General features: G+C 72.8%; 23 protein-coding genes. 12 read left to right on the forward strand and 11 right to left on the reverse strand.

The genetic code is table 11. The annotated features are described in order from the left end of the window. Positions 1 to 166 precede the first annotated feature (166 nt). The 4 genes from tilS to folE all read left to right on the forward strand — a co-directional run bounded on the left by tilS (position 167) and on the right by folE (position 4,846). Complete coding sequence (gene tilS / locus WN71_RS21540; RefSeq protein ID WP_046589055.1) at positions 167 to 1,207, forward strand: tRNA lysidine(34) synthetase TilS; 1,041 nt, start codon at positions 167 to 169, stop codon at positions 1,205 to 1,207. A gap of 66 nt (positions 1,208 to 1,273) precedes the next feature. Then, complete coding sequence (hpt, locus tag WN71_RS21545; RefSeq protein WP_046589053.1) at positions 1,274 to 1,834, forward strand: hypoxanthine phosphoribosyltransferase; 561 nt, start codon at positions 1,274 to 1,276, stop codon at positions 1,832 to 1,834. Positions 1,835 to 2,085: 251 nt separating this feature from the next. Beyond that, positions 2,086 to 4,125: an ATP-dependent zinc metalloprotease FtsH gene (gene ftsH / locus WN71_RS21550; protein ID WP_046589051.1), complete on the forward strand. Its 2,040-nt coding sequence runs from the start codon at positions 2,086 to 2,088 to the stop codon at positions 4,123 to 4,125. Positions 4,126 to 4,240: 115 nt separating this feature from the next. Then, complete coding sequence (gene folE, locus WN71_RS21555; RefSeq protein WP_046589046.1) at positions 4,241 to 4,846, forward strand: GTP cyclohydrolase I FolE; 606 nt, start codon at positions 4,241 to 4,243, stop codon at positions 4,844 to 4,846. A gap of 60 nt (positions 4,847 to 4,906) precedes the next feature. Here the strand turns inward: folE and WN71_RS21560 are convergent, their stop codons facing one another. The 6 genes from WN71_RS21560 to WN71_RS21585 all read right to left on the reverse strand — a co-directional run bounded on the left by WN71_RS21560 (position 4,907) and on the right by WN71_RS21585 (position 10,041). Further along, positions 4,907 to 5,395 carry a DUF3180 domain-containing protein gene (locus tag WN71_RS21560; protein ID WP_046589044.1) on the reverse strand — a complete coding sequence of 163 codons (489 nt, stop codon included), beginning with the start codon at positions 5,393 to 5,395 and terminating at the stop codon, positions 4,907 to 4,909. Positions 5,396 to 5,482: 87 nt separating this feature from the next. Next, positions 5,483 to 6,094, reverse strand: coding sequence for a 2-amino-4-hydroxy-6-hydroxymethyldihydropteridine diphosphokinase (gene folK, locus WN71_RS21565; RefSeq protein WP_046589041.1), 612 nt, complete (start codon positions 6,092 to 6,094; stop codon positions 5,483 to 5,485). After that, on the reverse strand, positions 6,091 to 6,450 hold the full coding sequence (folB, locus tag WN71_RS21570; RefSeq protein ID WP_046589039.1) for a dihydroneopterin aldolase: 360 nt from the start codon (positions 6,448 to 6,450) through the stop codon (positions 6,091 to 6,093). Before folB ends, folK begins: the two co-directional genes overlap by 4 nt. A gap of 249 nt (positions 6,451 to 6,699) precedes the next feature. Then, positions 6,700 to 7,203 carry a nuclear transport factor 2 family protein gene (locus tag WN71_RS21575; protein WP_046589035.1) on the reverse strand — a complete coding sequence of 168 codons (504 nt, stop codon included), beginning with the start codon at positions 7,201 to 7,203 and terminating at the stop codon, positions 6,700 to 6,702. Continuing rightward, a complete protein-coding gene (folP, locus tag WN71_RS21580; protein WP_079178008.1) occupies positions 7,200 to 8,105 on the reverse strand; it encodes a dihydropteroate synthase in 906 nt (301 codons plus the stop codon). The genes WN71_RS21575 and folP overlap by 4 nt, the downstream gene beginning before the upstream one ends. Positions 8,106 to 8,229: 124 nt before the next feature. Next, complete coding sequence (locus WN71_RS21585; RefSeq protein ID WP_046589031.1) at positions 8,230 to 10,041, reverse strand: phosphatidylglycerol lysyltransferase domain-containing protein; 1,812 nt, start codon at positions 10,039 to 10,041, stop codon at positions 8,230 to 8,232. A 229-nt stretch (positions 10,042 to 10,270) separates the two neighbouring features. Here WN71_RS21585 and WN71_RS21590 point away from each other — a divergent pair, with 229 nt between their 5' ends. Further along, complete coding sequence (locus WN71_RS21590; RefSeq protein ID WP_046589028.1) at positions 10,271 to 11,410, forward strand: alpha/beta hydrolase; 1,140 nt, start codon at positions 10,271 to 10,273, stop codon at positions 11,408 to 11,410. 272 nt (positions 11,411 to 11,682) lie between these two features. Beyond that, positions 11,683 to 13,311, forward strand: coding sequence for a hypothetical protein (locus tag WN71_RS21595; RefSeq protein ID WP_046589134.1), 1,629 nt, complete (start codon positions 11,683 to 11,685; stop codon positions 13,309 to 13,311). 209 nt (positions 13,312 to 13,520) lie between these two features. Here the strand turns inward: WN71_RS21595 and WN71_RS21600 are convergent, their stop codons facing one another. Together WN71_RS21600 and WN71_RS21605 are read right to left on the reverse strand one after the other, a co-directional pair. Beyond that, positions 13,521 to 14,915 carry a PH domain-containing protein gene (locus WN71_RS21600; RefSeq protein ID WP_046589027.1) on the reverse strand — a complete coding sequence of 465 codons (1,395 nt, stop codon included), beginning with the start codon at positions 14,913 to 14,915 and terminating at the stop codon, positions 13,521 to 13,523. Further along, positions 14,912 to 15,418 (reverse strand): PH domain-containing protein, encoded by a 507-nt coding sequence (locus WN71_RS21605; protein WP_046589025.1) that lies wholly within the window; start codon positions 15,416 to 15,418, stop codon positions 14,912 to 14,914. The genes WN71_RS21600 and WN71_RS21605 overlap by 4 nt, the downstream gene beginning before the upstream one ends. 31 nt (positions 15,419 to 15,449) lie before the next feature. Here WN71_RS21605 and WN71_RS21610 point away from each other — a divergent pair, with 31 nt between their 5' ends. Further along, positions 15,450 to 16,601 (forward strand): NADH-quinone oxidoreductase subunit D, encoded by a 1,152-nt coding sequence (locus WN71_RS21610; protein ID WP_046589023.1) that lies wholly within the window; start codon positions 15,450 to 15,452, stop codon positions 16,599 to 16,601. Between the two features lie 13 nt (positions 16,602 to 16,614). Here WN71_RS21610 and WN71_RS21615 read toward each other — a convergent pair whose 3' ends face one another. After that, entirely contained in the window at positions 16,615 to 17,730 is a 1,116-nt protein-coding gene (locus WN71_RS21615; RefSeq protein ID WP_079178009.1) for an SAM-dependent methyltransferase, read from the reverse strand. A 118-nt stretch (positions 17,731 to 17,848) separates the two neighbouring features. Between WN71_RS21615 and WN71_RS21620 the strand changes: the two genes are divergently transcribed. Next, positions 17,849 to 19,054 carry a sensor histidine kinase gene (locus WN71_RS21620; protein ID WP_046589021.1) on the forward strand — a complete coding sequence of 402 codons (1,206 nt, stop codon included), beginning with the start codon at positions 17,849 to 17,851 and terminating at the stop codon, positions 19,052 to 19,054. A gap of 76 nt (positions 19,055 to 19,130) precedes the next feature. Continuing rightward, on the forward strand, positions 19,131 to 19,802 hold the full coding sequence (locus WN71_RS21625) for a response regulator (RefSeq protein ID WP_046589019.1): 672 nt from the start codon (positions 19,131 to 19,133) through the stop codon (positions 19,800 to 19,802). Positions 19,803 to 19,891: 89 nt separating this feature from the next. Here WN71_RS21625 and WN71_RS21630 read toward each other — a convergent pair whose 3' ends face one another. After that, complete coding sequence (locus tag WN71_RS21630) at positions 19,892 to 20,998, reverse strand: DUF5937 family protein (RefSeq protein WP_046589017.1); 1,107 nt, start codon at positions 20,996 to 20,998, stop codon at positions 19,892 to 19,894. Positions 20,999 to 21,217: 219 nt separating this feature from the next. Continuing rightward, positions 21,218 to 22,486: a threonine aldolase family protein gene (locus WN71_RS21635; protein ID WP_046589014.1), complete on the reverse strand. Its 1,269-nt coding sequence runs from the start codon at positions 22,484 to 22,486 to the stop codon at positions 21,218 to 21,220. A gap of 206 nt (positions 22,487 to 22,692) precedes the next feature. Here WN71_RS21635 and WN71_RS21640 point away from each other — a divergent pair, with 206 nt between their 5' ends. From WN71_RS21640 to WN71_RS21650, 3 genes are read left to right on the forward strand one after another with little or no spacing between them, the layout of a single operon-like run. Further along, positions 22,693 to 23,631, forward strand: coding sequence for a Rossmann-like and DUF2520 domain-containing protein (locus WN71_RS21640; protein WP_046589012.1), 939 nt, complete (start codon positions 22,693 to 22,695; stop codon positions 23,629 to 23,631). Further along, positions 23,628 to 24,620, forward strand: coding sequence for a pantoate--beta-alanine ligase (gene panC / locus WN71_RS21645; RefSeq protein ID WP_046589010.1), 993 nt, complete (start codon positions 23,628 to 23,630; stop codon positions 24,618 to 24,620). Before WN71_RS21640 ends, panC begins: the two co-directional genes overlap by 4 nt. Continuing rightward, positions 24,617 to 26,332: an L-aspartate oxidase gene (locus tag WN71_RS21650; protein WP_046589008.1), complete on the forward strand. Its 1,716-nt coding sequence runs from the start codon at positions 24,617 to 24,619 to the stop codon at positions 26,330 to 26,332. The genes panC and WN71_RS21650 overlap by 4 nt, the downstream gene beginning before the upstream one ends. Positions 26,333 to 26,334 lie beyond the last annotated feature (2 nt).

Here is a 26,334-nt window from a genome sequence, read left to right on the forward strand (position 1 = left end):
TCCGGCCTACGGCGGACGAACGCCCCTTCAATCACCCGTCCGAGGGACCGTGAGCCATGGGTGGGCGTGCAATGCTCGGGACACCGCCCGTTTCTGTCACCATCGACACACTCTGAGTGACCGGTCTCGGGTTCACCCCCCGACAACTTCATGAAGGGAACCGGACATGGGTCCCCATCCTGCGGTCGCGGCGATACGCCTGGCGGTCCGCCGCGTACTCCACGACATCCTCACCGACCACCACGCCACCCCGGCCCACGCCGCCCCGGCCCCGGCCGGACACGGGCGCGCGCCCGCGCCGCTCGTGCTCGTGGCCTGCTCCGGCGGTGCCGACTCCATGGCGCTCGCCTCCGCCCTCGCCTTCGAGGCGCCCAAAGTCGGCGTCCGCGCCGGCGGCATCACCGTCGACCACGGCCTCCAGCACGGTTCCGACCTGCGCGCCGAGGAAGTCGTCCTCAGGCTGCGCGGACTCGGCCTCGACCCCGTCGAGTCCATCGCCGTGACCGTCGGCCGTGACGGCGGCCCCGAGGCCGCCGCCCGCGACGCCCGCTACGCCGCCCTCGACGCCCTCGCCGAGGACCACGGCGCCGCCGCCGTCCTGCTCGGCCACACCCGCGACGACCAGGCCGAGACCGTGCTGCTCGGGCTCGCCCGCGGCTCCGGCATCCGCTCCCTGTCCGGGATGGCCGCGGTCTCGGGGGCCGACGGCCGTTACCGCCGCCCCTTCCTGCACCTCGACCGGCAGACCGCCCGCAGGGCCTGCATGGCGCAGTCCCTCACGGTCTGGGACGACCCGCACAACACCGATCCGGCCTACACCCGCTCCCGGCTGCGCCACGAGGGCCTGCCCGCCCTGGAGAAGGCGCTCGGCAAGGGAGTCGTCGAGGCGCTCGCCCGGACGGCCCAGCTCTCCCGCGACGACGCCGACGCGCTCGACGCCTGGGCCAGCCAGGCCGAATCCACCGTCCGTGACGCCACCGGACTGCTGGAGTGCGCCAAGCTCTACGCCCTGCCGCCCGCCGTACGCCGCCGCATCCTGCGCCGCGCCGCCATCGAGGCGGGCGCGCCGGCCGGTTCGCTGTTCGCCCGGCACATCGAGGAAGTCGACCGGCTGATCACCGGATGGCGTGGCCAGGGAGCGATCAATCTCCCGGGCAAAGTCGTCGCTCAGCGGCAGGGTGGCAGACTGGTGATCCGGCAAGGCTGAGAGCCGGCCCTCTCTCCGGAGGACCCCGGACGGGCCGGAGCCGTCAGTGCGGGACGACCGAAAGTGATGCGGGTGGACGCGAAAGACATGGGTGCCGACCTCAAGACGGTGCTCATCACCAAGGAAGAGATCGACGCGAAGCTGGTCGATCTGGCCGCGGAGATCGACGCGGAGTACGCGGGCAAGGACCTGCTGATCGTCGGCGTCCTCAAGGGTGCCGTGATGGTCATGGCCGACCTCGCGCGAGCGCTGTCCACCCCCGTCACCATGGACTGGATGGCCGTGTCGTCGTACGGCGCGGGCACCCAGTCCTCCGGGGTCGTGCGGATCCTGAAGGACCTCGACACCGACATCAAGGGCAAGCACGTCCTGATCGTCGAGGACATCATCGACTCCGGCCTGACCCTGTCGTGGCTGATCTCCAACCTCGGCTCCCGCGAGCCCGCCTCCCTCAAGGTGTGCACGCTGCTGCGCAAGCCCGAGGCCGCCAAGGTCGCCATCGACGTCGAGTGGGTCGGCTTCGACATCCCCAACGAGTTCGTCGTCGGTTACGGCCTCGACTACGCCGAGAAGTACCGCAACCTCCCGTTCGTCGGTACGCTCGCGCCTCACGTCTACGGCGGCTGAACCCGCCTGCCGACGTCGGCGGTCGGCGGCCTCGGCTGCCGACCGGGCGAGGGCCTTCGAAGGGCCCGAGCTTCGCAGGACCGTCGGGAACCCCAGCGGGGTTCGCGCCGTTGGAGCATGCAGAGGACGGGAACCCCGGCCCTCGGAGCGGCCAGGTGCGGCTTCGGGCAACAATGCTGGGGTACCGTCAGAAGAACTGTCTTATCAAACTCACTATGGCAGGAGGGACGGGGCGGCATCGCTCCGTATGGATGGACGTGAAGCGATACTTCCGTGGGCCGGTCATGTGGATCGTGCTGGCCGTCCTTGCCGTGGTCGTGTTGATGCAGGTCGTCGGCTCGTCCGGCGGCTACAAGACGGTGGACACAGGCCAGGTCGTAGCAGCGATCAACGACAACAAGGTGCAGTCGGCAAAGCTGACCACCGGTGACGAGCAGACCATCAAGGTCACGCTCAAGGACGGCGTCAAGGTCGACGGCAGCTCGAAGATCGAGGCGAGCTACATCGGCGACCAGGGCGTGACCATCGCCGGCACGCTGCAGACCAAGTACCAGGACAAGCAGATCCCGGACGGCTACACCGTCTCGCCGTCCAAGCAGAACCCGTTCCTCAGCGTTCTGCTCTCCCTGCTCCCCTTCGTCCTCATCGTGGTCGTCTTCCTGTTCCTGATGAATCAGATGCAGGGTGGCGGCTCCCGGGTCATGAACTTCGGCAAGTCCAAGGCCAAGCTCATCACCAAGGACACGCCGAAGACGACCTTCTCCGATGTCGCGGGTTGCGACGAGGCGGTCGAGGAGCTCCAGGAGATCAAGGAGTTCCTCCAGGAGCCGGCCAAGTTCCAGGCCGTCGGCGCCAAGATCCCCAAGGGCGTGCTGCTGTACGGCCGCCCGGGTACCGGCAAGACGCTCCTCGCGCGCGCCGTCGCCGGCGAGGCCGGGGTGCCCTTCTACTCGATCTCCGGCTCCGACTTCGTCGAGATGTTCGTCGGTGTCGGTGCCTCCCGGGTCCGTGACCTGTTCGAGCAGGCCAAGGCGAACGCCCCGGCGATCGTCTTCGTCGACGAGATCGACGCGGTCGGCCGCCACCGCGGCGCCGGCCTCGGCGGTGGGCACGACGAGCGCGAGCAGACCCTGAACCAGCTGCTCGTCGAGATGGACGGCTTCGACGTCAAGGGCGGCGTGATCCTCATCGCCGCGACGAACCGGCCCGACATCCTCGACCCGGCGTTGCTGCGTCCCGGCCGATTCGACCGCCAGATCGCGGTCGACCCGCCGGACCTCCTGGGCCGTCTGGAGATCCTCAAGGTCCACCAGAAGGGCAAGCCGGTCGCGCCGGACGTCGACCTCGCGGCCGTCGCCCGTCGCACGCCGGGCTTCACCGGCGCGGACCTGAGCAACGTCCTCAACGAGGCCGCCCTGCTCACCGCGCGCAGCGACCGCAAGCTGATCGACAACTCCATGCTCGACGAGGCCATCGACCGCGTCGTGGCGGGACCGCAGAAGCGGACCCGGATCATGTCGGACAAGGAGAAGAAGATCACCGCGTACCACGAGGGCGGACACGCCCTGGTCGCGGCGGCCTCGCCGAACTCCGACCCGGTCCACAAGATCACGATCCTGTCGCGCGGCCGTGCCCTCGGCTACACGATGGTGCTGCCGGACGAGGACAAGTACTCGACCACGCGCAACGAGATGCTGGACCAGCTGGCCTACATGCTGGGCGGCCGCGCGGCCGAGGAGCTCGTCTTCCACGACCCGACCACGGGCGCGGCCAACGACATCGAGAAGGCCACGACCACCGCTCGCGCGATGGTCACGCAGTACGGCATGACCGAGCGTCTGGGCGCGATCAAGTTCGGCGGCGACAACACCGAGCCGTTCCTCGGCCGCGAGATGGCCCACCAGCGCGACTACTCGGAAGAGGTCGCCGCCCTGGTGGACGAGGAAGTCAAGAAGCTCATCGAGAACGCGCACAACGAGGCCTGGGAGATCCTGGTCGAGAACCGCGACGTCCTCGACAACCTGGTGCTCCAGCTGCTGGAGCGGGAGACGCTCGGCAAGGAGGAGATCGCCGAGATCTTCGCCCCGATCGTCAAGCGCCCGCCGCGGCCCGCGTGGACCGGTTCCTCGCGCCGCACGCCGTCCACCCGTCCGCCGGTGCTCTCCCCCAAGGAGCTCGCACTGACGAACGGCGCCAACGGCGCGACGCCCGCGATCAGCACGGTCAAGTCGACGGCCACGGAGTCCGCCCCGGTCACGGAGCAGGCCCCCGAGGACCGCACCGACGGCTGACGGCCTCACCAGGCCCGGAATGCACGCCGCGCCCCCCAGGTTCTAGCCTGGGGGGCGCGGCGTTTTCGTATGTCCGCGCTGCACGACACAGGGACGTACAGAAACGAGGCACCACATGACCGACCCCGTGACGCTCGACGGCGAGGCCATCATCGGCGAGTTCGACGAGAAGCGCGCCGAGAACGCCGTCCGCGAACTGCTGATCGCGGTCGGCGAGGACCCGGACCGCGAGGGCCTGAGGGAGACTCCCGCACGGGTGGCGCGGGCCTATCGGGAGATATTCGCCGGTCTGCGGCAGCAGCCCGAGGACGTGCTCACGACGACCTTCGATCTCGGGCACGACGAAATGGTGCTGGTCAAGGACATCGAGGTGTTCTCGACGTGTGAACACCATCTGGTGCCCTTCCGCGGTGTCGCGCACGTCGGATACATCCCTGCGACGTCCGGGAAGATCACGGGCCTGTCCAAGCTGGCCCGGCTCGTGGACGTCTTCGCCCGCCGTCCGCAGGTGCAGGAACGACTCACCACGCAGATCGCCGACTCGCTGATGGAGATTCTGGAGCCGCGCGGAGTCATCGTCGTGGTGGAGTGCGAGCACATGTGCATGTCGATGCGGGGCATCCGCAAGCCCGGGGCCAAGACCCTCACCTCGGCCGTGCGGGGGCAGTTGCGGGACGCGGCGACGCGCAACGAGGCGATGAGCCTGATCATGGCGCGTTGAGGCGTTGAGGCGTTGATGCTTTGAACCGTTGAGGTGGGCGCCCGGTGTCGTGGCAGCTGTTCAGGACACCGGTGCCGCGCCCGGGTGGTTCTCGTCGTCGTCCTCGGGGAGCTTGCAGACGCGTTCCAGGAACAGGGCGGCCGCTATCACGCCGATGCCCGCGACGACGGAGAAGCCGGCGTAGAAGGCCTGGTCCCGGCGGGCGGGGATGTCCAGGAGCTGGAGCAGGAAGACGCAGGTGCCGCCGTACATGCCGGCCACCAGGGCGGCGACCAGCGCGCTGGCCTGGCCGAAGACGACCGCGCGGGCGGCCATCAGCGGGTCGACGCCCTTCGCGCCGGGGCGGCGCTCACGCTGGGCCTTCAGACGGGCGCGCAGCGAGAGCGCCGTGGACAGCAGCACCACGGCGATCAGGGCGAGGACGATCGGTGCGGCCAGGGGCACGCTGGGCAGGGTCCCGACCGCGTTCCACAGGCGGGCGCCCGCCCAGGACAGCACTCCGGCCACGACGAACACGCCGACCAGCACCCTGATGCGCAGCTCTCTCACGGTGTTCCTTCAGCTCCCCCGGGACTGGGTCCGGCCGGCCGGTGCGGCCCGGACCTTCGCGGCCTGTGACGCCACTGACCTTAACGACTACTCGGGCAGCCGGAGTTCCAGGTCCTGGCGGGCCGCGACACCGTCGCGCGTCACGGCGCCCAGGAGATCGGCCACCGCGCCGCGGCCGGGCAGCTGCGCCTCGGGGTCGAGGTCGTGCCAGGGGGCGAGGACGAAGGCGCGCTCGTGGGCGCGTGGGTGGGGCAGGGTGAGCTGCGGGTCCCCGGAGACGACATCGGCGTAGGCAACGATGTCGACGTCGAGCGTGCGGGCGCCCCAGCGTTCGTCGCGGACGCGGTGGAAGGCCTCCTCCACGGCGTGCGCCCGCTCCAGCAGGGAGGACGGGGGGAGCGTGGTCTTGAGGACGATCACGGCGTTGAAGTACGACGGCTGGCTGCCGGGCTCGACGCCCCACGGCTCGGTCTCGTAGACGGGGGAGACGGCTTTGACGCGGACGCCGGGGGTGTCCTCCAGGGCGTCCACGGCGCCCTGGAGGGTCTCCAGGCGGTTGCCGAGGTTGGAGCCGAGGGAGAGCACGGCGCGCCGGGGGTTGCTGAGCGTCGTGTCGGCGGCGTCCACCGTCTCGACGACGGAGGCCGGCACGGGCTGTACGGTCGGGTCGCTGGGGCCCGGCATGAAGGACGCGGTCATACTCGGCTCCGGGTGATCGTGACGGTCACGTCGTCGAAGGGCACGGTGATCGGCGCGTCCGGCTTGTGGACGCAGACTTCGATCTCCTGTACCCCTTCGTGCTTCAGACAGGTCTGGGCGATCCGTTCGGCGAGCGTCTCGATGAGGTTGACGGGCTCGCCCTCGACGACGGCCACGACCTCCTCGGCGACGATGCCGTAGTGCACGGTCTTCGTGAGGTCGTCGTCCGCCGCGGCCGGACGGGTGTCCAGTCCCAGGACGAGGTCCACGAGGAAGGTCTGGCCCTCCTCGCGCTCCTTGGGGAAGACACCGTGGTGCCCGCGGGCCTTGAGGCCCCGCAGCGCGACACGATCCACGCGAATCACTCCTGAAGTCGTCGGTGGCGGCCGGTCCGTGCCGTGTGCGGGCGGCACACCGGTCATGACCGAATCTACCTGCGGGCACTGACAGGGCCGGGCCGCCGGGGGTGGGCCCCGAGGCCGGGTCCGGGAGGATTCATCACGCGTTTCCCTTGGGGCGCCCGGCGGCTCATGGGTTGGTAGCCGCACATACCCGGGGGGTGGTGATCCCAACCACTTCTTGGTCCCTGCGGGGTTCCTACCCGTTCAGGACGGGGTGTCGTCCTCCTGCTCCTCACCGTTCTCGGCGAGGACCGGGGAGGCGTGGTGGGACCAGAGCTTCCAGCCCTCGGAGGTGCGGCGGAAGACGTTCGTCGCGACGACGAGCTGGCCGACCAGGGGGCCGAGCTCGTCGTTCCCCTCGGGTGCGGGGCCGCCGCTGAGGATGTTCTCGGTGCAGTTCACCAGGGCGGTGTCGCCGGTGACGGAGACGTGCACGTCCGTGAGGAAGAACTGTATGTAGTCGGTGTTCGCCATGATCAGGGCGTACGACCGCAGGACCTCGGCGCGTCCGGTGAGGACCGGCCAGCCGGGGTGCACGCAGGAGATCACCCCGGTGTCGGCCGGGTCGTGGTACGACTCGTCGACGCCGAGGTCGGCGGGGGTGAGCCAGAGGGCGGACAGCTCGTCGAAGTCGCCTCGCTCGAGTGCCTCGTAGAAGGCCGTGTTCGCGGCCTCGACCTGTTCGACGTCGGTGTGTGCGGTGCTCACCGGGCTCCTTCGGGGCGGTCCGCGCCCGGCGCGTTCCCTCCGGCGCGCGCTCCTTCCACGGCGCGCGCGACCCGTACGGCGTCCGCTGTAGCGCGCACCTCGTGCACGCGCACCGCCCACGCGCCGTTGTGCGCCGCGATCGCCGACACCGCCGCCGTGGCCGCGTCGCGTTCGCGCGCGGGCGGCGGGGCGGCCTGCGGGCCGGCCAGGACGCGGCCGAGGAACCGCTTGCGGGAGGCGGCGACGAGGACCGGGTGGCCGAGGGCGAGCAGCCGGTCGAGGTGGGCGAGGAGGATCAGGTCGTGTTCGGCCTCCTTGGAGAAGCCGAGGCCGGGGTCGACGACGATCCGGTCGGGGGCGATGCCGCCCGCCAGGACGGCCTCCACGCGCCCGTGGAGCTCCGCGACCACTTCGGCGACGACGTCGTCGTACGTCCCCTGGACGTTGCCGCCCTGGAGGAAGCCGCGCCAGTGCATGACGACGAAGGGGGCGCCGGAGTCGGCGACGACCGGGATCATCGCAGGGTCGGCGAGGCCGCCGCTGACGTCGTTGACGAGGGCCGCGCCGGCGGCGAGGGACTGCTCGGCGACGGAGGCGCGCATGGTGTCGACGGAGACGGTGACGCCCTCGGAGGCCAGCCCCCGGACCACCGGGATGACCCGCCGGAGTTCCTCGGCCTCGTCGACGCGGGTCGCGCCGGGCCGGGTGGACTCGCCGCCGACGTCGACCAGGTCGGCGCCCTCGGCAACCAGTTCGAGGCCGTGTTTGACCGCGGCGGTCGTGTCGAACCAGCGGCCGCCGTCCGAGAAGGAGTCGGGGGTCACGTTGATGACGCCCATCACCGCGCAGCGGTCCCACTCGGGAAGCCCTGTGACGCGCCCGCGCCCGTGCACCGTACTCATGGCTCCAGCCTAGGCCCCCTGTGGTCGCAGCCCTTTCCCGCGCGGGCGGGAGCACCGGGGACGGCGGTGGCCCGAGCGGGGCCCCAGGGCTGGAGGGGTGGGGCGTCCGCTCGGGCCGGTCCGGTCAGGCCGCTCGTATGTCGCGCTCCGCGCGGCTGTGGGCGCACGCGCGGGGAGCGGTGGTGCGGCGGCGCAGGAAGCGGGGGAGCGGCAGCGCGAGGTTCACGAAGCCCTCGGCCTGCATCGCGGCGAAGCCGATGCGCGGCAGGTCCCCGGAGGCGCGGTAGACCACGAAGCGGGGCTCCCAGCGGGGCTGGAACTTCGCGTTGAACTTGTACAGCGACTCGATCTGGAACCAGCGCGAGAGGAAGACCAGCAGTCCGCGCCAGGCGCGCAGCACCGGGCCCGCCCCGATCTTCTCCCCGCGCGCGAGGGCCGCGCGGAACATCGCGAAGTTCAGGGAGATCCGGGCGATGCCGAGCTTCGGGGCCGCCTGGAGGGCGGCGACGATCAGCAGTTCGTTCATGCCCGGGTCGGCGGCCCGGTCGCGGCGCATGAGGTCGAGGGAGACTCCGTCCGCGCCCCAGGGGACGAAGTGCAGGATGGCCTTCAGGTCGCCGTAGGGGCCGGGGACCTCGTCGGTCTTGTGGGCGGTGGCGATGAGGCAGTCGCCGTCGGAGGCGTCGCCGATGCGGCCGAGTGCCATGGAGAAGCCGCGCTCGGTGTCGGTGCCGCGCCAGTCCTCCGCGGCCCGCCGGATCCGGTCGAGTTCGGCCTCGCCGAGGTCACGGATGCGCCGTACCCGGGTTTCGTAACCGGCTCGCTCGATGCGCTTGACCATCTGGCGCACGTTGCGCATCGCACGGCCGGCGAGCGAGAAATCCGCGACGTCCACCACCGCCTCGTCGCCGAGTTCGAGGGCGTCCAGGCCCGTCTCGCGGGTCCACACCTCGCCGCCGGTCTCGGAGCAGCCCATGACGGCCGGGGTCCAGGAGTGGGCCTTGGCCTCGTCCATGAACCGCTCGATGGCGCCGGGCCAGGCCTCGACGTCGCCGATCGGGTCGCCGCTGGCGAGCATCACGCCGGAGACCACCCGGTAGGTGACGGCGGCCTTGCCGCTGGGCGAGAAGACGACGCCCTTGTCGCGGCGCAGCGCGAAGTGACCGAGGGAGTCGCGCCCGCCGTGCTTGTCGAGGAGGGCGCGCAGCTGTGACTCGTCCTCAGGCGTCAGCCGTGCGGCGGGGTGTTCGGGGCGGAAGGCGAGGTAGACCGTGGTGACCGCGGTGAGCCAGCCGAGGGCGCCCAGCGAGAAGGCCACCGTCCAGGAGGTGTTGCCCTGGTAGTCCAGTGGGCCCTCGAAGCCGAAGAGGCCGTAGACGACGTGCGTCAGCCGGTCGGCCAGGCTCGGGTCGCCGACCATGCGGTGCGGGTGGACGCTGACGATCACCAGCCCCAACGCGAGGGAACCCGCGCCCATGAGGACGAAGTTGGCCAGTGCCCGCCACCGGCTGCGCGGGTCGGGCAGGGCCGCGAACTCGTCGCGGTGGCGCAGCAGCGGCAGGAGCAGCGCCGCCGAGATGAGCGCGCCGGTGATCGAGTGCCGGTACACGAACTGGGCCGCGGCGCCCGCCGGCAGCAGCACCACGGCCGACCGCCAGGCCCGCCGCTTGCGCCGCTTGAGCCCGTGCGCCAGCACCAGCAGCAGCACGCCCACGCTGAGCGAGAGGGCCGCGGCGAAGGGGCCGAACGAGCCCGGCAGCACCTCGGCCATGGCGTGCATACGGCTGTGACGGAAGCGCGGGAACACGCCCGCGGCAATGTCGAGGACGCCCACGAGGGCGCACGCCTTGCCGATGAAGGCGGGAACGGCCTCGGGGCGGGGGCCGCGCACTATGCGCAGCGCCCGGTGCGATCGGCCCGGAACCCCGCCCGACAATTCCCCATCTATCCTGACAGACATCGCATCCCGTAGTTCTGCGAGAGACCTTGGACCCGGTGCCCGATTCGGGCATCCGGCGACATTGCGCCCTCTAGGACGGTGTCTCGGGGAGAGAGGTTCACTCCCTTTCGGAAAGCCGGTTCAAAGGCCAAGGAAAGCCCGGGGCAAGGCCACACGACAGTTGTGTCGTCCGTCCCGTGCGCGGAACGCAGGACGGATTGGGCTCATGAGTCTCACGAGCAACACAGTGCTGGTGGTGATGGTCTCGCTCGCCGTGCTGCTGTTCGCCGGCACGGTCTGGCTGTGGCCGCGGCTCGCCCGGTGCGGCTGGCGGTCCGTCGGCGGGCGGATCGGTCTGCTGCTGTGCACCCAGGTCGTCCTGTTCGCCTCGGTGGGGCTGGCGGCCAATCAGGAGTTCGGCTTCTACGCCAGTTGGGCCGACCTGCTCGGGAAGGAGACCGCGCAGGGCGTCGTCGTGGAGCAGGCCGCGCGCGGGGCGCACGGCGCGCCGGGCGGCGGGCCGCTCGAAGTGCTCGACACCGCGCGCGTGGCGGGCGTGGACGGGTCGCGTCCCCAGGTGGACGGCCAGATCCAGAAGGTCGACATCGTCGGGCGTACGACCCGTGTCGCCACGCCCGCCTACGTGTATCTGCCGCCGGAGTACTTCCAGCCGCGGTACCGCACCCGTACGTTCCCCGCGGCCGTCGTCCTCACGGGCTACCCCGGCACCGCCCAGGCGCTGGTGACCAAACTGCACTACCCGCGCACGGCGCTGGAGCTCGCCAAGAACGGCCGCATGCAGCCGATGATCCTCGTGATGCTGCGGCCCACGGTGGCGCCGCCGCGCGACACCGAGTGCGTGGACGTACCCGGCGGTCCCCGGACGGAGTCGTTCTTCACCAGGGATCTGCCGGACGCGGTGGCCGCGCACTACAGAGTGGGCCGGAAAGCGGGCAACTGGGGTGTCATCGGTGATTCCACGGGCGGCTACTGCGCTTTGAAGTTCGCCATGCACCGTCCCGGCGCGTTCGCGGCGGCCGCAGGACTCTCGCCGTACTACAAAGCGCCGATCGACCCCACGACCGGAGATCTCTTCCATGGGGACGGGAATCTGCGCGATCACGCCGATCTGTGGTGGTTGCTCGATCACGAGGCCGCACCCGACACCTCATTGCTCGTCAGCAGCAGCAAGGTCGGTGAGGCGAACTACCGGGCGACGCTCAGGTTCGTGGAGCGGGTCAGGGCCAAGGGGACGACCCGGATCGCGTCGATCATCCTCGAGAGCGGCGGGCACAACTTCAACACCTGGCGCCGGGAGATCCCGGCGGCTCTGCAATGGATGAGCGGGAAGCTCAGCGGCCGTTGATGAGGACGGTTCCGGGGCGGTTCGGGGAACGGAGAAGGGGCCATTGATAAACCCGGGTTTGCCGGGGCCCGGCCAAAGCAACGGTATGGCTGTGTTTTTACGGGGCGGGGCGCCACGATTCGCCTACGCGCGGTAAGTTTCTGGCCATGCCACGTGGACGTCATCGCCATTCCCCGCCTCTGCACAGGCTGCTGCCCCCCTCGGTGATCGCAGGCGTCTCTCTGATCTGCGCTTTCGGCCCTTGGGCGTTCGACGATCCGGCCGTGCTCCGGATGTTCGCCGCGGTGGCCGCCGCCACGGCGGTCGTCGGAGCAGCCGTCATGCGCCGCTGGGACGCGCAGGCGGGCAAACAGGTCGCCGACCTCGAGCGCGCGCGGGCGAGCGACGAGTGGCGGCACGACGAGAAGGTCGCCGAACTGGAGACCGACCTCGAGGAATCCCGTGAGCTGCGCGCCAAGCTGGAGCAGCGGCTGCGTGCCAAGCGCGCCGAGCTCGCCGGCCTGCGCAACGAGCACGCCTCGCTGCTGCGCCGCTACGCGACCGCGGAGACCGAGCGGGCCACCGCGCTCGAGGGCCGCCGCCTGCTGGAGATAGAGGCGACCACGCCGGCCCGCGAGCTGACCGCGGGACCGTCGGCCGGCACCTCCGACGAGACCGCCGGGGCCCACGAGGGCGACGAGCGGGACGCGTACGGCGAGCACGACGACGTGTACGAGGACGCCGAGGACTTCGACGACCTCGAACTGCTGGCGGACGACGAGACGGACGACGAGGCGGACGACGAACTCGACGCGGCCGGGCAGGCCGACGCCGAGCCGACGGATGCCGAGCACGGCGATGCCGAGCGGGCCGACGCCGCGCACGAGGACGAGGGCGAGCAGGAGGAGGCGCCCGCGGTGTTCTCCCCGGCGGGCTCCCAGCTGTTCCTGCGGGCCAAGGCCGCGCTCTCCCGCTTCGACGACGAGCCCCGGACCACGACGGCCGCCGGTGCGGCCGACGAGGCCGTAGAGGCCGTAGACGCCGTGGCGCAGGAGTCCGCGTCCGAGCCGGACGCGGAGACCGAGGCGGCTGCCGAGACCGACGAGACCCGTGAGTCCGACGAGACCGGCGAGACCGGCGAGTCCGATGGGACGGCCGCCTCTGCCGAGACGCCCGGGGCTCCCGAGTCCGCGGAGGCTTCCGGGGCCGACGAGGCTCCCGAGACCGCGGTGCCCGCACAGCGGTCCGGCGACGCGACGGGTGACGCAGCGGGCGACGCGGCGGAGTCCGCGAAGCCTTCGGTGCCCGCGCAGGCCACGGAGACCGCACAGGTCACGGAGACCGCACAGACCGCGGAGGCCACCGAGCGCGCGGAACCCTCCGTGCCGTCGCAGGCGGCGCGGGCTTCCGAGCCGGCCGGGTCCGTCGAGTCCGTCGAGGCGTCGGAGCAGGCGGAGTCCGATGCGGTCGCCAAAGGGGACGTGACGCGGCAGACCGCCGACGCCCCGCGGGAGGACGACGCGGAGGGGCAGCCCGAGGCGGCCGACGAGCACGCCCACGCGGCCGCCGCCACCCCGGCGCGGACCGGTAAGCCGGTCCAGCAGCCCACCGGGCACTTCACCGTGCCGACCGCCGTCGCCGTCGTACCGGCAGCGCCCGTACGACGTCCGGCGGTCCAGGGCGGCTTCGACTTCTTCGGCACGCAGAAGGGGGCCGAGCCCGGCTCCCTGGAGCACGCGCACAACGAGGACCTCGCCGATGTCGCCGGACAGGAGGCCCTCGCCGTCCACAAGGCGGAGGCCGAGTCCGAGTTCAAGCCCGCCCACGAGAGCACGCGCGCGGTGGGTCAGGTCATCGACCTGACCGCGCACGACGAGACCGAGCAGATCGACCTCGACGGTCTGCGCAGCAGGGTCTCCTGAACAACCGTCGGAGGCGGGGCGGGTCATCGGCAACGGCCGAGGACCCGCCCCGTTCCGGTTCCCGGCGGTCCGGCGCCGCGGCGATCAGGCGGCTCGGGCGGCCGGGTGATCCGGCGGCCCGGTGGCCCGGCGATCGTTCGGCTCGGCGGTCGGGTGATCCGGCGGCCCGGCGAGCGCCGGGGGTCTCGTCCGTCTTCCGTCCCCGCCGCTCAGCTCATCCAGCGGTCCGGGCGGGCGGTCCCGCGGCCGGTCCGTGAGCGTTCCGCCTGACCGTGCATCAGCTCAGCGGCCTCCTGGGCGTCCCGCAGCCGTGCGCTGACCGTCTTGTTCGCCCCCGTGTCCACGTGCACGTCCGCGAGCCGCCAGAGCCGCTTCCAGGGCCCCTGGGTGAGCCGGACGCTCTGCACCTTGGCGTGCGGCACCAGCGTCACCTTCCGGCGCAGCAGCCCGCGCCGTGTCACGAACACCGCCTCGGTGACCGCCACCCCGTTCCCGCGCCACCACACCGGAGCGCACCAGGCCGCCCGCCGGGGCGGCCGTGCCGACTCCACCGGCACCCGTACGCCGGGCAGTACGCGCGCCACGACCTCCTCCGCGACCGCGCGGGGCGCGACCGGCACGAGCACCGAGTTCGACGACCCGGCCACGTGCAGCTCGACCCGCACCCAGCCGCCCCCGCCCCCGCCCCCGGCCGCGCCGGAGCGGCGGGACCCGACCCACCGCCACAGCAGCGGCTGCACGATCCGGACCGTCTGCACCCGTCCCGGCGGCACGGTCTCGTGCGTGCGGTCGAGCAGCCCGTGGTCGATGCGCAGGCCGTCCGGGGACTCGCTCACCGTCCAGTCGTACTCCGCCACGTACCGGCCGAAGCTGCTCGCGGCCGCCGCGCCCAGCAGCGGCAGGCCGCCCGCGAGGACCGGCACCGGGCTGTGCGTGGCGAACCACAGGAGCGGCAGGACGACCAGCGCGGCGCCCAGCGACCCCCAGGTGCGCCCGGTCAGCGCCAGCGCCCCGGCCAGCACGCCCGGCGGGACCCGCAGCAGCCGCCGGGCCGGGGCCTCGCCGACCTCGTGGGCCGTCTCGGGGGCGAAACCAGCCGCACGGGCGAGCAGTTCGGCCCGCAGCGCCCGCGCGTCGCCCTCGCCGAGGAACGCGAGCTCGTCCTTCTTGTCGGTGCCCACGACGTCTATGCGCAGCTTCGCGACGCCCGCGACCCGCGCGAGCAGCGGCCGGCCCACGTCGATCGCCTGGATCCGCTCCAGGCGGATGTGGGCGGTGCGCCGGAACACCAGCCCGGTGCGGATGCGCAACTCCGCGTCCGTCACCGCGAAGTGGGTGAACCACCAGGTCAGGAAGCCATAGAGGGCGGCGGCCGGCACGAACACCGCGACCGCGACCAGCAGCGTCGTGGCGGTCAGCCGGGTCAGCTGCCGCTGCGCCTGGTCGGGGTCGTGCACGGCCCATCCGATCAGCACCGCGACGGGCGCCCAGGCCCGCCGCAACGGCGTCACGGGATGCAGCCGCCGCTCACCGTGCCGTACGTCCGCACGGGCGCGTACGGGGTCCTGGCCGCGTACGCCCTCCTCGGCGCCCGGCGCCGTCACAGTCCCGCCGATCGGGCCTCGCCGAGCTCGGTGAGCCGGTCGCGGAGCCGCTCCGCCTCGGCGGGGTCGAGGCCGGGGATCGCCGCGTCCGTGGCGGCGGCCGCGGTGTGCAGCTGCACGCGCGCCAGCCCGAAGTACCGCTCGACCGGCCCGGAGGTGACCTCGACCAACTGCATCCGGCCGTACGGCACGACCGTCTCCTGGCGCCACAGCACACCCCGGCTGAGCAGCAGGTCGTCGGCGCGCTCCGCGTAGCGCCAGCTGCGCCAGTTGCGGCCGAGCAGCACCCAGCCCCACGCCGCCGCCGCGAGCGGCAGCAGCCCGGACGCCGCCCAGAGCGGCCCGGCGAACAGCCCCGCCGGCACCGCCAGCAGCACCGCGGCCGCCCCCAGCCACACGACCAGCAGCAGCCGCCGCATCCGCAGCAGCCCCGGTGGCAGGCCGGTCCACACGGGCTCGCCCGCCGCCGCCGCGATGCCGCCCCCTGCGCTCCCCGTCTCCATGCAGTCAGCGTACGTAGGAGAGACTGTGCCCATGACTCCCATGACGGAGACCACGGTCGGCATCGGCGGCGCCGCCGAGAGCACCGACATGGTGCTCAACATCGGCCCGCAGCATCCGTCGACGCACGGTGTGCTCCGGCTGCGCCTCGTGCTGGACGGTGAGCGCATCAGGCACGCTGAACCGGTCATCGGCTACATGCACCGGGGCGCGGAGAAGCTCTTCGAGGCGCGCGACTACCGGCAGATCATCATGCTGGCCAACCGCCACGACTGGCTGTCCGCCTTCTCGAACGAGCTGGGCGTGGTCCTCGCGGTGGAGCGGATGCTCGGCATGGAGGTGCCCGAGCGCGCGGTGTGGCTGCGCACGCTGCTCGCCGAGCTGAACCGGGTGCTCAACCACCTGATGTTCCTCGGGTCCTATCCGCTGGAGCTCGGCGGCATCACGCCGGTCTTCTACGCCTTCCGCGAGCGCGAGGTCCTCCAGAACGTCATGGAGGAGGTCTCCGGCGGTCGGATGCACTACATGTTCAACCGTGTCGGCGGCCTCAAGGAGGACCTGCCGGCCGGCTGGACCACGCGCGCGCGTGCCGCCGTCGCGGCCGTCCGCTCGCGTACGGACGTCTTCGACGACCTGGTCCTCGGCAACGAGATCTTCCGCGGGCGCACGCGGGACGTGGGGGTGCTCACGCCGGAGGCCGTGCACGCGTACGGCGTGAGCGGGCCGATCGCGCGCGCCTCGGGCGTCGACTTCGACCTGCGGCGCGACGAGCCCTACCTCGCCTATGGAGAGCTCCAGGACACCCTGAAGGTGGTGACGCGTCAGGAGGGCGACTGCCTCGCCCGGTTCGAGTGCCTGCTGGAACAGACGCATGTCGCCCTCGACCTCGCCGACGCCTGCCTCGACCGGCTGGCGGAGCTGCCGCCCGGCCCGGTCAACCAGCGCCTTCCCAAGGTGCTCAAGGCCCCCGAGGGCCACACCTACGCCTGGACCGAGAACCCGCTCGGCATCAACGGCTACTACCTCGTCAGCAAGGGCGAGAAGACCCCGTACCGGCTGAAGCTGCGTTCCGCGTCGTACAACAACATCCAGGCCCTCACGGAACTCCTGCCGGGCACGCTGGTGGCGGACATGGTGGCGATCCTGGGGTCGATGTTCTTCGTGGTGGGAGACATCGACAAGTAGGCGGCGGGCGGGGTCAGCCGGCCAGCACGTCCGGGATGCCCACCGGCTGCGTCAGCCAGCCGAAGCCGCCCAGGCCGCCGGGGTCGGTGAGTTCGGCGGCCTCGCCGGCGCTCGCGAGGGCGCGTACGTACTCCGCGGGGTGTGTGGAGGCCAGCGCGAGCGGGGGGCGTGCGCCGGTGATGCCGAGGGCGCTGAGGGCGGCGCGTTGTGAGCGGATGAGCGCGTGGTGCGTTGCGCGCGCCCCGCGTGCGCGCTGATGCTCCACGCCTGCGGCGCACGCGTCCAGGGCCACGTGCGCCGTGATGTCGCACGACCCGTCCGGTACGGGCGCCGTCTCGCGCCCCCCGCGGAAGCCGGTGAGCGTGCCGAAAGGGGGGCGCGCGTCCGCCGCGTGCGCGTAGTCCACGGCGACCGCGAGCCCTCGCGCGACGCGCGCGACGGCGGAGGCCCACGCCGCGTCGCGGGGCAGCCCGATCTCCGCGCGGCAGCCCGCCTCGGCGGGCAGCGGCCACCACCGCGCGAGCCACCGCGCCTCCGCCCCGGCGACCGGCGCGCCGAGCCGCTCGGTGCCGTCGCGCCGGACGAGCACCAGCCGGGGTACGCCCGCCGGGTCCACCTCCGCCACCTCCACGGGCACGTTGTCGAGCCATTCGTTGGCGAACAGCAGCCCGGTGACGTCCCGCGGCGGTTCGGCGAGCCACTCGATGCGGTCGTCGAGTCCCGCGGGGCGCGCGGCGAGTTCGACGGCGTACGCCCGGGTGCGGGAGGCCACGTCGGCGGGGAGCGCGGCCAGCACCCCGGTGACGAGTTCGCCGCGTCCCGCGGCCATGTCGACGAAGTCCAGGGCGGCGGGCCGGCCGAGTGCCGCGTCGACGCGGCACAGCAGTTCCGCCACCGCGCGGGCGAAGAGGGGCGAGGCGTGCACGGACGTACGGAAGTGTCCGGCGGGGCCCTCGGGCCGCCGGTAGAAACCGTCCGGTCCGTAGAGGGCCGCCCGCGCGGCCGCCCGCCAGCCGAGCCACTCGTCCGCCGGGCCGTTCCCCGAACCGTCCCCCGAGCCGTCACCCGGACCGTCCGCGGCGCCGCCCGCCGAGTCGTCCGTCGGGCCGCCCGTGGTGTCTTCCGTCACTCCGCAAGACTAGGCGCACAGGTGATCACGGCATCCACCTTGCGGAGTACGCGCGCGGAGTGCGGATCGGCCCTCCGGTTGACCCGGCCGGACGTCACGCTTCCCTACGCTGGGTTACGTGCAGCGCCTCTATGACTTTCTCCGCAGACACCCGACCGGGGTCGACACCTTCTGGGCCGTCGTCCTGTTCGGGATCGCCGGCGCGAGCATCTCGCGCGTCGGCGGGGCGCAGGACCACCACGGGACGACGGCACAGGGCCTGGCGGTGTGCGTCCTCATGAGCCTGGTCGTCGCCCTGCGTCGCCGCATGCCCGAGAGGATGCTGCTGCTGGCCGTCGCGACCGGGGTGGCCCAGCTGCTGCTCGACGTCGAGACGACCGTCGCCAACTTCGCGATGCTCGTGATCATCTACACGGTCGCCGCGACGGGTGCCCGCTGGGCCTCCCGTACCGCCCTGATCGGCGGGCTGACCGCGGCGGTCATCGCGCAGCTGCGCTGGCCGCAGCCCGAGGCGAGCCCCGCGGGCCGGGTGGCGCTGACCGTCTTCCAGACGGTGCCGTTCGTGCTCGCCTGGGTGCTCGGCGACTCCATGCGCACCCGCCGGGCCTACTTCGAACAGCTGGAGGAGCGCGCGGCCCGGCTGGAGAAGGAGCGCGAGGCGCAGGCGAAGGTCGCGGTGGCCGCGGAGCGCGCCCGGATCGCGCGTGAACTGCACGACGTGGTCGCGCACAACGTGTCGGTGATGGTCGTGCAGGCCGACGGCGCCGCGTACGTCCTGGACGCCACGCCCGACCAGGCGAAGAAGGCCCTGGAGACGATCTCCTCCACCGGCCGGCAGGCCCTTGCCGAGATGCGCCGCCTGCTGGGCGTGCTGCGCACCGGCGAGCACCAGGAGGGCGGCGAGTACGTCCCGCAGCCGGACGTCGAGCAGATAGAGGATCTGGTCGAGCAGTGCCGCGGCTCCGGACTGCCCGTCGACTTCAAGGTGGAGGGCACCCCGCGCCCGCTGCCCAGCGGTGTCGAACTCACGGCGTACCGGATCGTGCAGGAGGCGCTGACCAACACCCGCAAGCACGGCGGGCCGAACGCCGGGGCCAGCGTGCGCCTGGTCTACTTCGACGACGGCCTCGGCCTGCTGGTGGAGGACGACGGCATGGGCGCGCCGCACGAGCTCTACGAGGAGGGCGGCGTGGACGGCCACGGCCACGGTCTGATCGGGATGCGGGAGCGCGTCGGAATGGTCGGCGGCACCCTGGACGCGGGCCCGCGCCCCGGCGGAGGATTCCGCATCAGCGCCCTGCTGCCGCTCAAACCAGCGCATTGACGTCGACGCGCGCCCCCGTGTTGACACCTGTCACGCCCCCGCATTCCACTCCGCAACAGAACGGAAGAGGCTCCCGATGACGATCCGCGTGATGCTCGTCGACGACCAGGTGCTGCTGCGCACCGGGTTCCGGATGGTGCTCGCGGCCCAGCCGGACATGGAGGTCGTCGCCGAGGCGGGGGACGGCGTCGAGGCGCTTCAGGTGCTGAGCGCGACGGCCGTGGACGTGGTCCTGATGGACGTCCGGATGCCGAAGCTGGACGGGGTGGAGGCCACCCGGCGTATCTGCGCCCAGCCCGACCCGCCGAAGGTGCTGATCCTGACCACCTTCGACCTCGACGAGTACGCCTTCTCCGGGCTGAAGGCGGGTGCGTCCGGCTTCATGCTCAAGGACGTGCCGCCGGGCGAACTGCTCGCCGCGATCCGCTCGGTGCACAGCGGCGACGCCGTGGTGGCGCCGTCCACGACCCGGCGTCTGCTGGACCGGTTCGCGCCGATGCTGCCCACCGCCGGCAGGCAGCCGGAGCACAAGGAGCTGGAACGCCTCACGGAGCGTGAGCGGGAGGTCATGGTGCTGGTCGCGCAGGGTCTGTCGAACGGGGAGATCGCGGCCCGGCTGGTGCTGTCCGAGGCGACCGTGAAGACCCATGTCGGCCGCATCCTGACCAAGCTGGGGCTGCGCGACCGGGTGCAGGTCGTGGTGCTGGCGTACGAGACGGGGCTGGTCCGGGCAGGCGGCCAGGGCTAGGCGGCCAGGGCTAGGCGGCCGGGGACGAGGGGCCAGGGTCCGAGCGATCAGGGTCCGAGCGCTCGGGAGCTCAAGGGCAGGGGCAGGGGCTATCGGAGCAGCCCCTCCAGGAACTCGGTGCCCAGTCGGGCCACCACCGCGACGTCCAGCTGGTGCAGCACGTACCGGCCGCGGCGCCGCGTGGTGATCAGGCCCGCCTTCTTCAGGACGCTCAGGTGCCGGGATATCTCCGGCGCCGTCATCCCGTGGATCTGCGCCAGTTCGGTCGTCGTGTACGCGCTGCGGGCGAGGTGGCGGCACAGGCGCATGCGCACGGGGTGCGACAGGGCCGTCATCCGCAGCGTCAACTGCTCCACCGAGGCCGGGGGAGTCGGCTCCGGCGCGCCCACGGGGTAGTGCAGCAGCGGCTGCCAGCCGAAGCGGTGCAGCACATTCAGGTGGGGGCGGCCGAGGCTGGTCGGGACCAGTACCAGGCAGCCGCCCGCCGTGACGGCGCGTCCCCGGATCAGCTTGTCGACGACGATGTTCGCGCCGGTCCCGTCCAGGGTCACGGCGGGGGAGACCGCGGCCAGCGCCTCGGCGAGGCCCTTGCGGCGCAGCAGTTCCGTCTTGTGCCGGGCGTCCGCGGCCAGTTGGTGGCGCAGCCCGGACCAGGTCTCCGCGAAGAAGACCTCGTCGCAGTCCTCCAGGAACCGCCGCAGCCACGCCCGCACGCTCGGCGGGTCGTCGAGCAGCCGCTGGGTGAAGCGCACCTGCTGCGGGCCCCGGGAGGCGGCCACCTCGAGGGCCCGGCGGCGTCCCGTCGGGCTGGAGAGGATGGCGGGGACCCGGGTGTCGTACAGGAGCAGGGAAGTGAACTCCAGCGCCGCGTCCACGAACTGTTCGTCCGTCAGCTTGTCCATGAGGTCGAGGTCCTCGGCGAGCGTGGCGCCCGGGAGGCCGAGGCTGCCCGGGAGGCCGGCGAACGGCAGGAAGAGGTCGGAGAACGTCGTCCGCCACAGGAAGTCCGCCTCGCACATCCGGTCGGCGAGGTGCGGGTCGAGCCGGGCGGTCACCCCGGCCGCCCAGCCCTGGAGACCGGCGTGGTGCCCCGGCTCGCTGAGCGTGTGCAGCGCCATGCCCAGCTCGGCCAGCGGAGACGGCACGAAGGAGATCCGCTCCGCGGGCAGGCCGCTGATGTCGATGGTCACGCTCATACGGCCATGGTGCACCCGACCACCGACAACGCCGCACGCCGTCCGGGCCGGGCCGTCCGGGAGGCGAGCCGGGCGGGGCCGGGCCGGTGCACCGCACCTGGCACCGGCCCGCCGAGCCATCGCCCGCCGAGCCATCGCCCGCCGAGCCATCGCCCGCCGAGCCCGCGCCTGCCGCGCCCGCTGAGCCCGCGCCTGCCGCGCCCGCTGAGCCCGTGCCCGCTAAGGCCGCGGCAGCCGCTCGGCGAACTCGCGAACCGCCGTCCGCACGTCCTCCGCCGTCCATTCCAGGCCCGCCGCGCTCACGGTGACCTCGGTGTACGAGAGGCCCGGTCCCGAGTCGGCCCAGGCGCCCGAGAACAGCGCCGTGCCGGTCTCCTCGGTGGTGCGCACCGCGGCCTCCCCGGCCGTGTCGGCGTCGTACGGCAGCCAGACCTGGAACTGGTGGGTGTGCGGCGCCTCGGGGTGCACCCGCGCCCAGGGCAGGCCCGCCTCGGCGAAGCCCTCACGCAGCGCGTCCGCGACCACGCGCGCGTGCCGCACGTACTCGGGCAGCCGGGGCAGCTCGTGCTCCAGGCCCGCGAGGGCCGACAGCGCGGTCGGGAACTGCTGGAACATCATGCCGCCGTACCGGTGGCGCCAGGTCTTCGCCTCGTCGACGAGCGTCCGCGGGCCGGCCAGTGCGGCGCCCGCGAAGCCTTCGAGGGACTTGTAGAACGACACGTAGACGCTGTCCGCGAGGTCCGCGATCTCGTCCAGCGGGCGCCCGAAGTGGACGGTGGTCTCCCACAGCCGCGCGCCGTCGAAGTGCACCACGGCGTCCCGCGCGCGTGCCGCGTCCACGACCTCGCACAGCTCGTCCCAGGTGGGCAGCACGAAACCGGCGTCCCGCAGGGGGAGCTCGACCATGATCGCCCCGAAGGGCTCGTCGAATTCGCGCACCTCCTCGGCCGTGGGAAGCCGGGGCGCGCTCGTGATCCGCACCGGGCGCAGGCCGCTGACCTGGCTGAAGGCGTTCCGCTCGTGCATCTCGGGGTGGGAGAGCGCGTGCAGCGCCACGGTGGCGGAGCCGGTACGGCCCGCCCAGCAGCGCAGCGCGACCTGCTGCGCCATGGTGCCGGTCGGGAAGAACGCCGCGGCCTCCTTGCCGAGCAGCCCGGCGACCTTCTCCTCCAGGGCCTCGACGACGCCGTTGCCGTAGATGTCGGCGCGCTCGTCGAGGTCGTACAGCTCGGCCGCGCCGTCGAGCGTCGCCAGGCGCTCCCGGAGAGTGCGCAGGACGCCGGAGCGCGCGAGGATGCGCCGCGCGCCCTTGAGCGCGCTGACGCGCCGTTCGCGCAGGCGCGCACGGCGCTCGTCGTCCGTGAGCCCCTCGGCCGGGCCCGTCTCCTCGGCCTGACCTGCCCCCTCGGCCGGTTCCGCCGCCCCGGTTGCCTCGGTCGCCCCGGCCCGCTCGGCCGGTTCCGTGCTCTGCTGTCGCGTTTCACCCATGCCCTGGATCATGCCGTGCGCGGGTCGCGGCGGGCACACGCATTACGTCCGGCCCGCCCGAACGTTCCCTCCACGGCCGCCCGTGCGCAGCGTGTGGAGAAACCCACAGCCTGTGGACAACTGGTGGGCCTTCAGGCCGATCGCGTTAACATGACGAGAAATCGTCCGGTACCCAGAGCGGACTGGAACGGGAAGGCCTCCGTCGCGTGAGTACAGTCCACCAGCCAGACCCCAAGGACCGCCCCGCGCGGCTCACCGTCGGCGTCGTCGGCGCCGGCCGGGTGGGTCCCGCGCTGGCCGTGTCGCTCCAGCTCGCCGGACACCGTCCGGTGGCCGTCTCGGGTGTCTCCGACGCCTCGCGGCGGCGGGCCGCGCTGATGCTGCCCGACGTGCCGCTCGTCCCGCCCGCCGAGGTCCTCGAGCGCGCCGACCTGGTGCTGCTGACCGTCCCCGACGACACCCTGCCCGGCCTGGTCCAGGGACTCGCCGAGACCGGCGCCGTCCGGCCGGGTCAGCTGATCGCGCACACCTCCGGGCGCTACGGCGCCCGTGTGCTCGACCCCGCCCTGCGCGCGGGCGCGCTGCCGCTCGCGCTGCACCCGGCGATGACCTTCACCGGCACCCAGGTCGACGTCCAGCGCCTGGCCGGCTGCTCCTTCGGCGTCACCGCCCCCGACGAGCTGCGGCTGGCCGCCGAGGCGCTCGTCATCGAGATGGGCGGCGAGCCGGAGTGGATCTCCGAGGAGAAGCGGCCGCTCTACCACGCGGCCCTCGCACTGGGCGCCAACCACCTGGTGACGCTCGTGGCGCAGTCGATGGAGCTGCTGCGCGCCGCCGGTGTCGAGGCGCCCGACCGGATGCTCGGGCCGCTGCTCGGCGCCGCCCTGGACAACGCGCTGCGCTCGGGCGACGCGGCCCTCACCGGACCGGTCGCGCGCGGGGACGCGGGCACCGTCGCCGCACACATCGGCGAGCTGCGCCGGCACGCCCCGCAGACCGTGGCGGGCTACCTGGCCATGGCGCGGGCGACCGCCGACCGCGCGCTCGCCCACGGGCTGCTGAAGCCCGAACTCGCCGAGGACCTGCTCGGGGTCCTCGCCGACGGGACCGACCGGACCGACGGGACCGAAGGGAACGCCCGATGACCATCGCCCTGCTGCACACCGCGGACGACCTGCACGCACGCGCGCGTGCGGGTCGCCGCGCCGTCGTCATGACGATGGGCGCGCTGCACGAGGGGCACGCCACGCTGATCCGCACCGCCCGCGGGATCGCGGGGGCCGACGGCGAGGTCGTCGTCACCGTCTTCGTCAACCCGCTCCAGTTCGGCGCGGGGGAGGACCTAGACCGCTACCCGCGCACCCTGGAGGCCGACGTCAAGGTCGCCGAGGCGGCCGGGGCCGACGTGGTGTTCGCGCCCTCCGTGGACGAGGTCTACCCCGGCGGCGACCCTCAGGTGCGGATCTCCGCGGGCCCCATGGGGGAGCGCCTGGAGGGCGCCGTGCGCCCCGGGCACTTCGACGGGATGCTCACCGTAGTGGGCAAGCTGCTCCACCTCACCCGCCCCGACGCCGCCCTGTTCGGCCAGAAGGACGCCCAGCAGCTCGCCCTGATTCGGCGCATGGTGCGGGACCTGAACTTCGGCATGGAGATCGTCGGCGTGCCCACGGTGCGCGAGGACGACGGCCTCGCCCTGTCGAGCCGCAACCGCTACCTCTCCGACCGGGAGCGGCGCACCGCGCTCGCCCTGTCCCAGGCGCTGTTCGCGGGCCGCGACCGGCACGCCGCCCAGGAGGCGCTGCGCGCCCGCGCGCGTGAGGTGCCCACCTCCCGCGCGCGGGCCGAGGCGCTCAGCGCCATCGGGGAGTCCCGCGCGGCCGCCGATGCCGCCGCGGTGGCCAAGGTCGCCCCGGGCGGCCCGGCGGGCGTCCTGGCCGCCGCCCGCACCGTCCTCGACGAGGCCGTACGCCTCGATCCGCCGCTGGAACTGGACTACCTGGCGCTGGTCGACCCGTCGGACTTCACCGGGGTGACCGAAGACTTCGCCGGCGAGGCCGTCCTCGCCGTCGCCGCCCGGGTCGGGACGACCCGGCTGATCGACAACCTTCCTCTCACCTTCGGAGCCGCCTCGTGACCAGCACAGGCATACGACTGCACGCACCCGCCCCCGGATGGTCGATCTCCGCGGACGTGGTGGTGGTCGGCTCCGGCGTGGCCGGTCTGACCACGGCCCTGCGCTGCGAGGCGGCCGGTCTGAACACGGTCGTCGTCACCAAGGCCCGCCTCGACGACGGTTCGACCCGCTGGGCGCAGGGCGGCATCGCCGCGGCCCTGGGCGAGGGCGACACGCCCGAGCAGCACCTGGACGACACGCTGGTCGCCGGCGTGGGCCTGTGCGACGAGGAGTCCGTGCGGATCCTGGTCACCGAGGGCCCCGGCGCCGTCCACCGGCTGATCTCCACGGGCGCCCACTTCGACACCGACGACGAGGGCGACATCGAGCTGACCCGCGAGGGCGGCCACCACCGGCGCCGTATCGCGCACGCGGGCGGGGACGCGACCGGCGCGGAGATCTCCCGCGCGCTCGTCGAGGCCGTCCGCGCGCGGGGCCTCCGCACGATCGAGAACGCGCTCGTCCTGGACCTGCTGACGGACGCCGACGGGCGGACCGCCGGGGTGAGCCTGCACGTCATGGGCGAGGGCCAGCACGACGGCGTGGGCGCCGTGCACGCCCCCGCGGTGGTCCTCGCGACCGGCGGCATGGGCCAGGTGTTCTCGGCGACGACGAACCCGTCCGTGTCCACCGGCGACGGCGTGGCGCTCGCCCTGCGCGCGGGCGCGGAGGTCTCCGACCTGGAGTTCGTGCAGTTCCACCCGACGGTGCTGTTCCTCGGCGCGGACGCGGAGGGCCAGCAGCCGCTCGTCTCCGAGGCCGTGCGCGGCGAGGGCGCCCATCTCGTCGACGCCGACGGGGTGCGGTTCATGGTGGGCCAGCACGAGCTGGCCGAGCTCGCGCCGCGCGACATCGTCGCCAAGGGCATCACGCGGCGGATGCAGGAGCAGGACGCCGAGCACATGTTCCTCGACGCCCGGCACTTCGGCGCCGAGATGTGGGAGCACCGCTTCCCGACGATCCTGGCCGCCTGCCGGGCGCACGGCATCGACCCGGTGCACGAGCCCATCCCGATCGCCCCGGCGGCCCACTACGCCTCCGGCGGCGTGCGCACCGACTCCCGCGGCCGTACGACCGTCCCCGGCCTGTACGCGTGCGGCGAGGTCGCCTGCACCGGCGTGCACGGCGCGAACCGGCTCGCCTCCAACTCGCTCCTCGAAGGCCTCGTCTACGCCGAGCGCATCTCCGCCGACATCGCGGCGCGCCACGCCGCGGACGGCCTGCACGCGCGCGTGCCCGCGCCCGTGGAGCACCCCGAGAAGCCCGCGTATCCGCTGCTCGCCCCGGAGACCCGGTTCGCGATCCAGCGGATCATGACCCGTGGCGCGGGCGTCCTCAGGTCGGCCGGGTCCCTCGCCCAGGCCGCCGACGCGCTCCAGCAGCTGCACACCGACGCGCGGGGCGCCCTGGAGGAGAACGGCAAGACGGCCGAGCCCGGCGTCGACACCTGGGAGGCCACCAACCTCCTGTGCGTGGCCCGCGTCCTGGTCGCCGCCGCCCTGCGCCGCGAGGAGACCCGCGGCTGCCACTGGCGCGAGGACCACCCCGAGCGCGACGACGCCGCCTGGCGCCGCCACATCGTCGTACGGCTGAATCCGGACCGCGCGCTGGCCGTCGCCACGACGGACACCGCAGACTTCCCCCCTACCCTCACCCAGTCCCAGGAGCAGTGAAC

It is taken from the genome of Streptomyces mangrovisoli, assembly GCF_000974985.2.
Classification (GTDB): domain Bacteria; phylum Actinomycetota; class Actinomycetes; order Streptomycetales; family Streptomycetaceae; genus Streptomyces; species Streptomyces mangrovisoli.

What these genes read in the sequence shown, in the direction of transcription:
- tilS (WP_046589055.1), top strand. Translation starts at nt 167, where the DNA reads ATGGGTCCCCATCCTGCGGTCGCGGCGATACGCCTGGCGGTCCGCCGC.
- hpt (WP_046589053.1), top strand. Translation starts at nt 1,274, where the DNA reads ATGCGGGTGGACGCGAAAGACATGGGTGCCGACCTCAAGACGGTGCTC.
- ftsH (WP_046589051.1), top strand. Translation starts at nt 2,086, where the DNA reads ATGGACGTGAAGCGATACTTCCGTGGGCCGGTCATGTGGATCGTGCTG.
- folE (WP_046589046.1), top strand. Translation starts at nt 4,241, where the DNA reads ATGACCGACCCCGTGACGCTCGACGGCGAGGCCATCATCGGCGAGTTC.
- folK (WP_046589041.1), bottom strand. Translation starts at nt 6,094, where the DNA reads ATGACCGCGTCCTTCATGCCGGGCCCCAGCGACCCGACCGTACAGCCC.
- folP (WP_079178008.1), bottom strand. Translation starts at nt 8,105, where the DNA reads ATGAGTACGGTGCACGGGCGCGGGCGCGTCACAGGGCTTCCCGAGTGG.
- WN71_RS21590 (WP_046589028.1), top strand. Translation starts at nt 10,271, where the DNA reads ATGAGTCTCACGAGCAACACAGTGCTGGTGGTGATGGTCTCGCTCGCC.
- WN71_RS21595 (WP_046589134.1), top strand. Translation starts at nt 11,683, where the DNA reads ATGTTCGCCGCGGTGGCCGCCGCCACGGCGGTCGTCGGAGCAGCCGTC.
- WN71_RS21605 (WP_046589025.1), bottom strand. Translation starts at nt 15,418, where the DNA reads ATGGAGACGGGGAGCGCAGGGGGCGGCATCGCGGCGGCGGCGGGCGAG.
- WN71_RS21610 (WP_046589023.1), top strand. Translation starts at nt 15,450, where the DNA reads ATGACTCCCATGACGGAGACCACGGTCGGCATCGGCGGCGCCGCCGAG.
- WN71_RS21625 (WP_046589019.1), top strand. Translation starts at nt 19,131, where the DNA reads ATGACGATCCGCGTGATGCTCGTCGACGACCAGGTGCTGCTGCGCACC.
- WN71_RS21630 (WP_046589017.1), bottom strand. Translation starts at nt 20,998, where the DNA reads ATGAGCGTGACCATCGACATCAGCGGCCTGCCCGCGGAGCGGATCTCC.
- WN71_RS21635 (WP_046589014.1), bottom strand. Translation starts at nt 22,486, where the DNA reads ATGGGTGAAACGCGACAGCAGAGCACGGAACCGGCCGAGCGGGCCGGG.
- panC (WP_046589010.1), top strand. Translation starts at nt 23,628, where the DNA reads ATGACCATCGCCCTGCTGCACACCGCGGACGACCTGCACGCACGCGCG.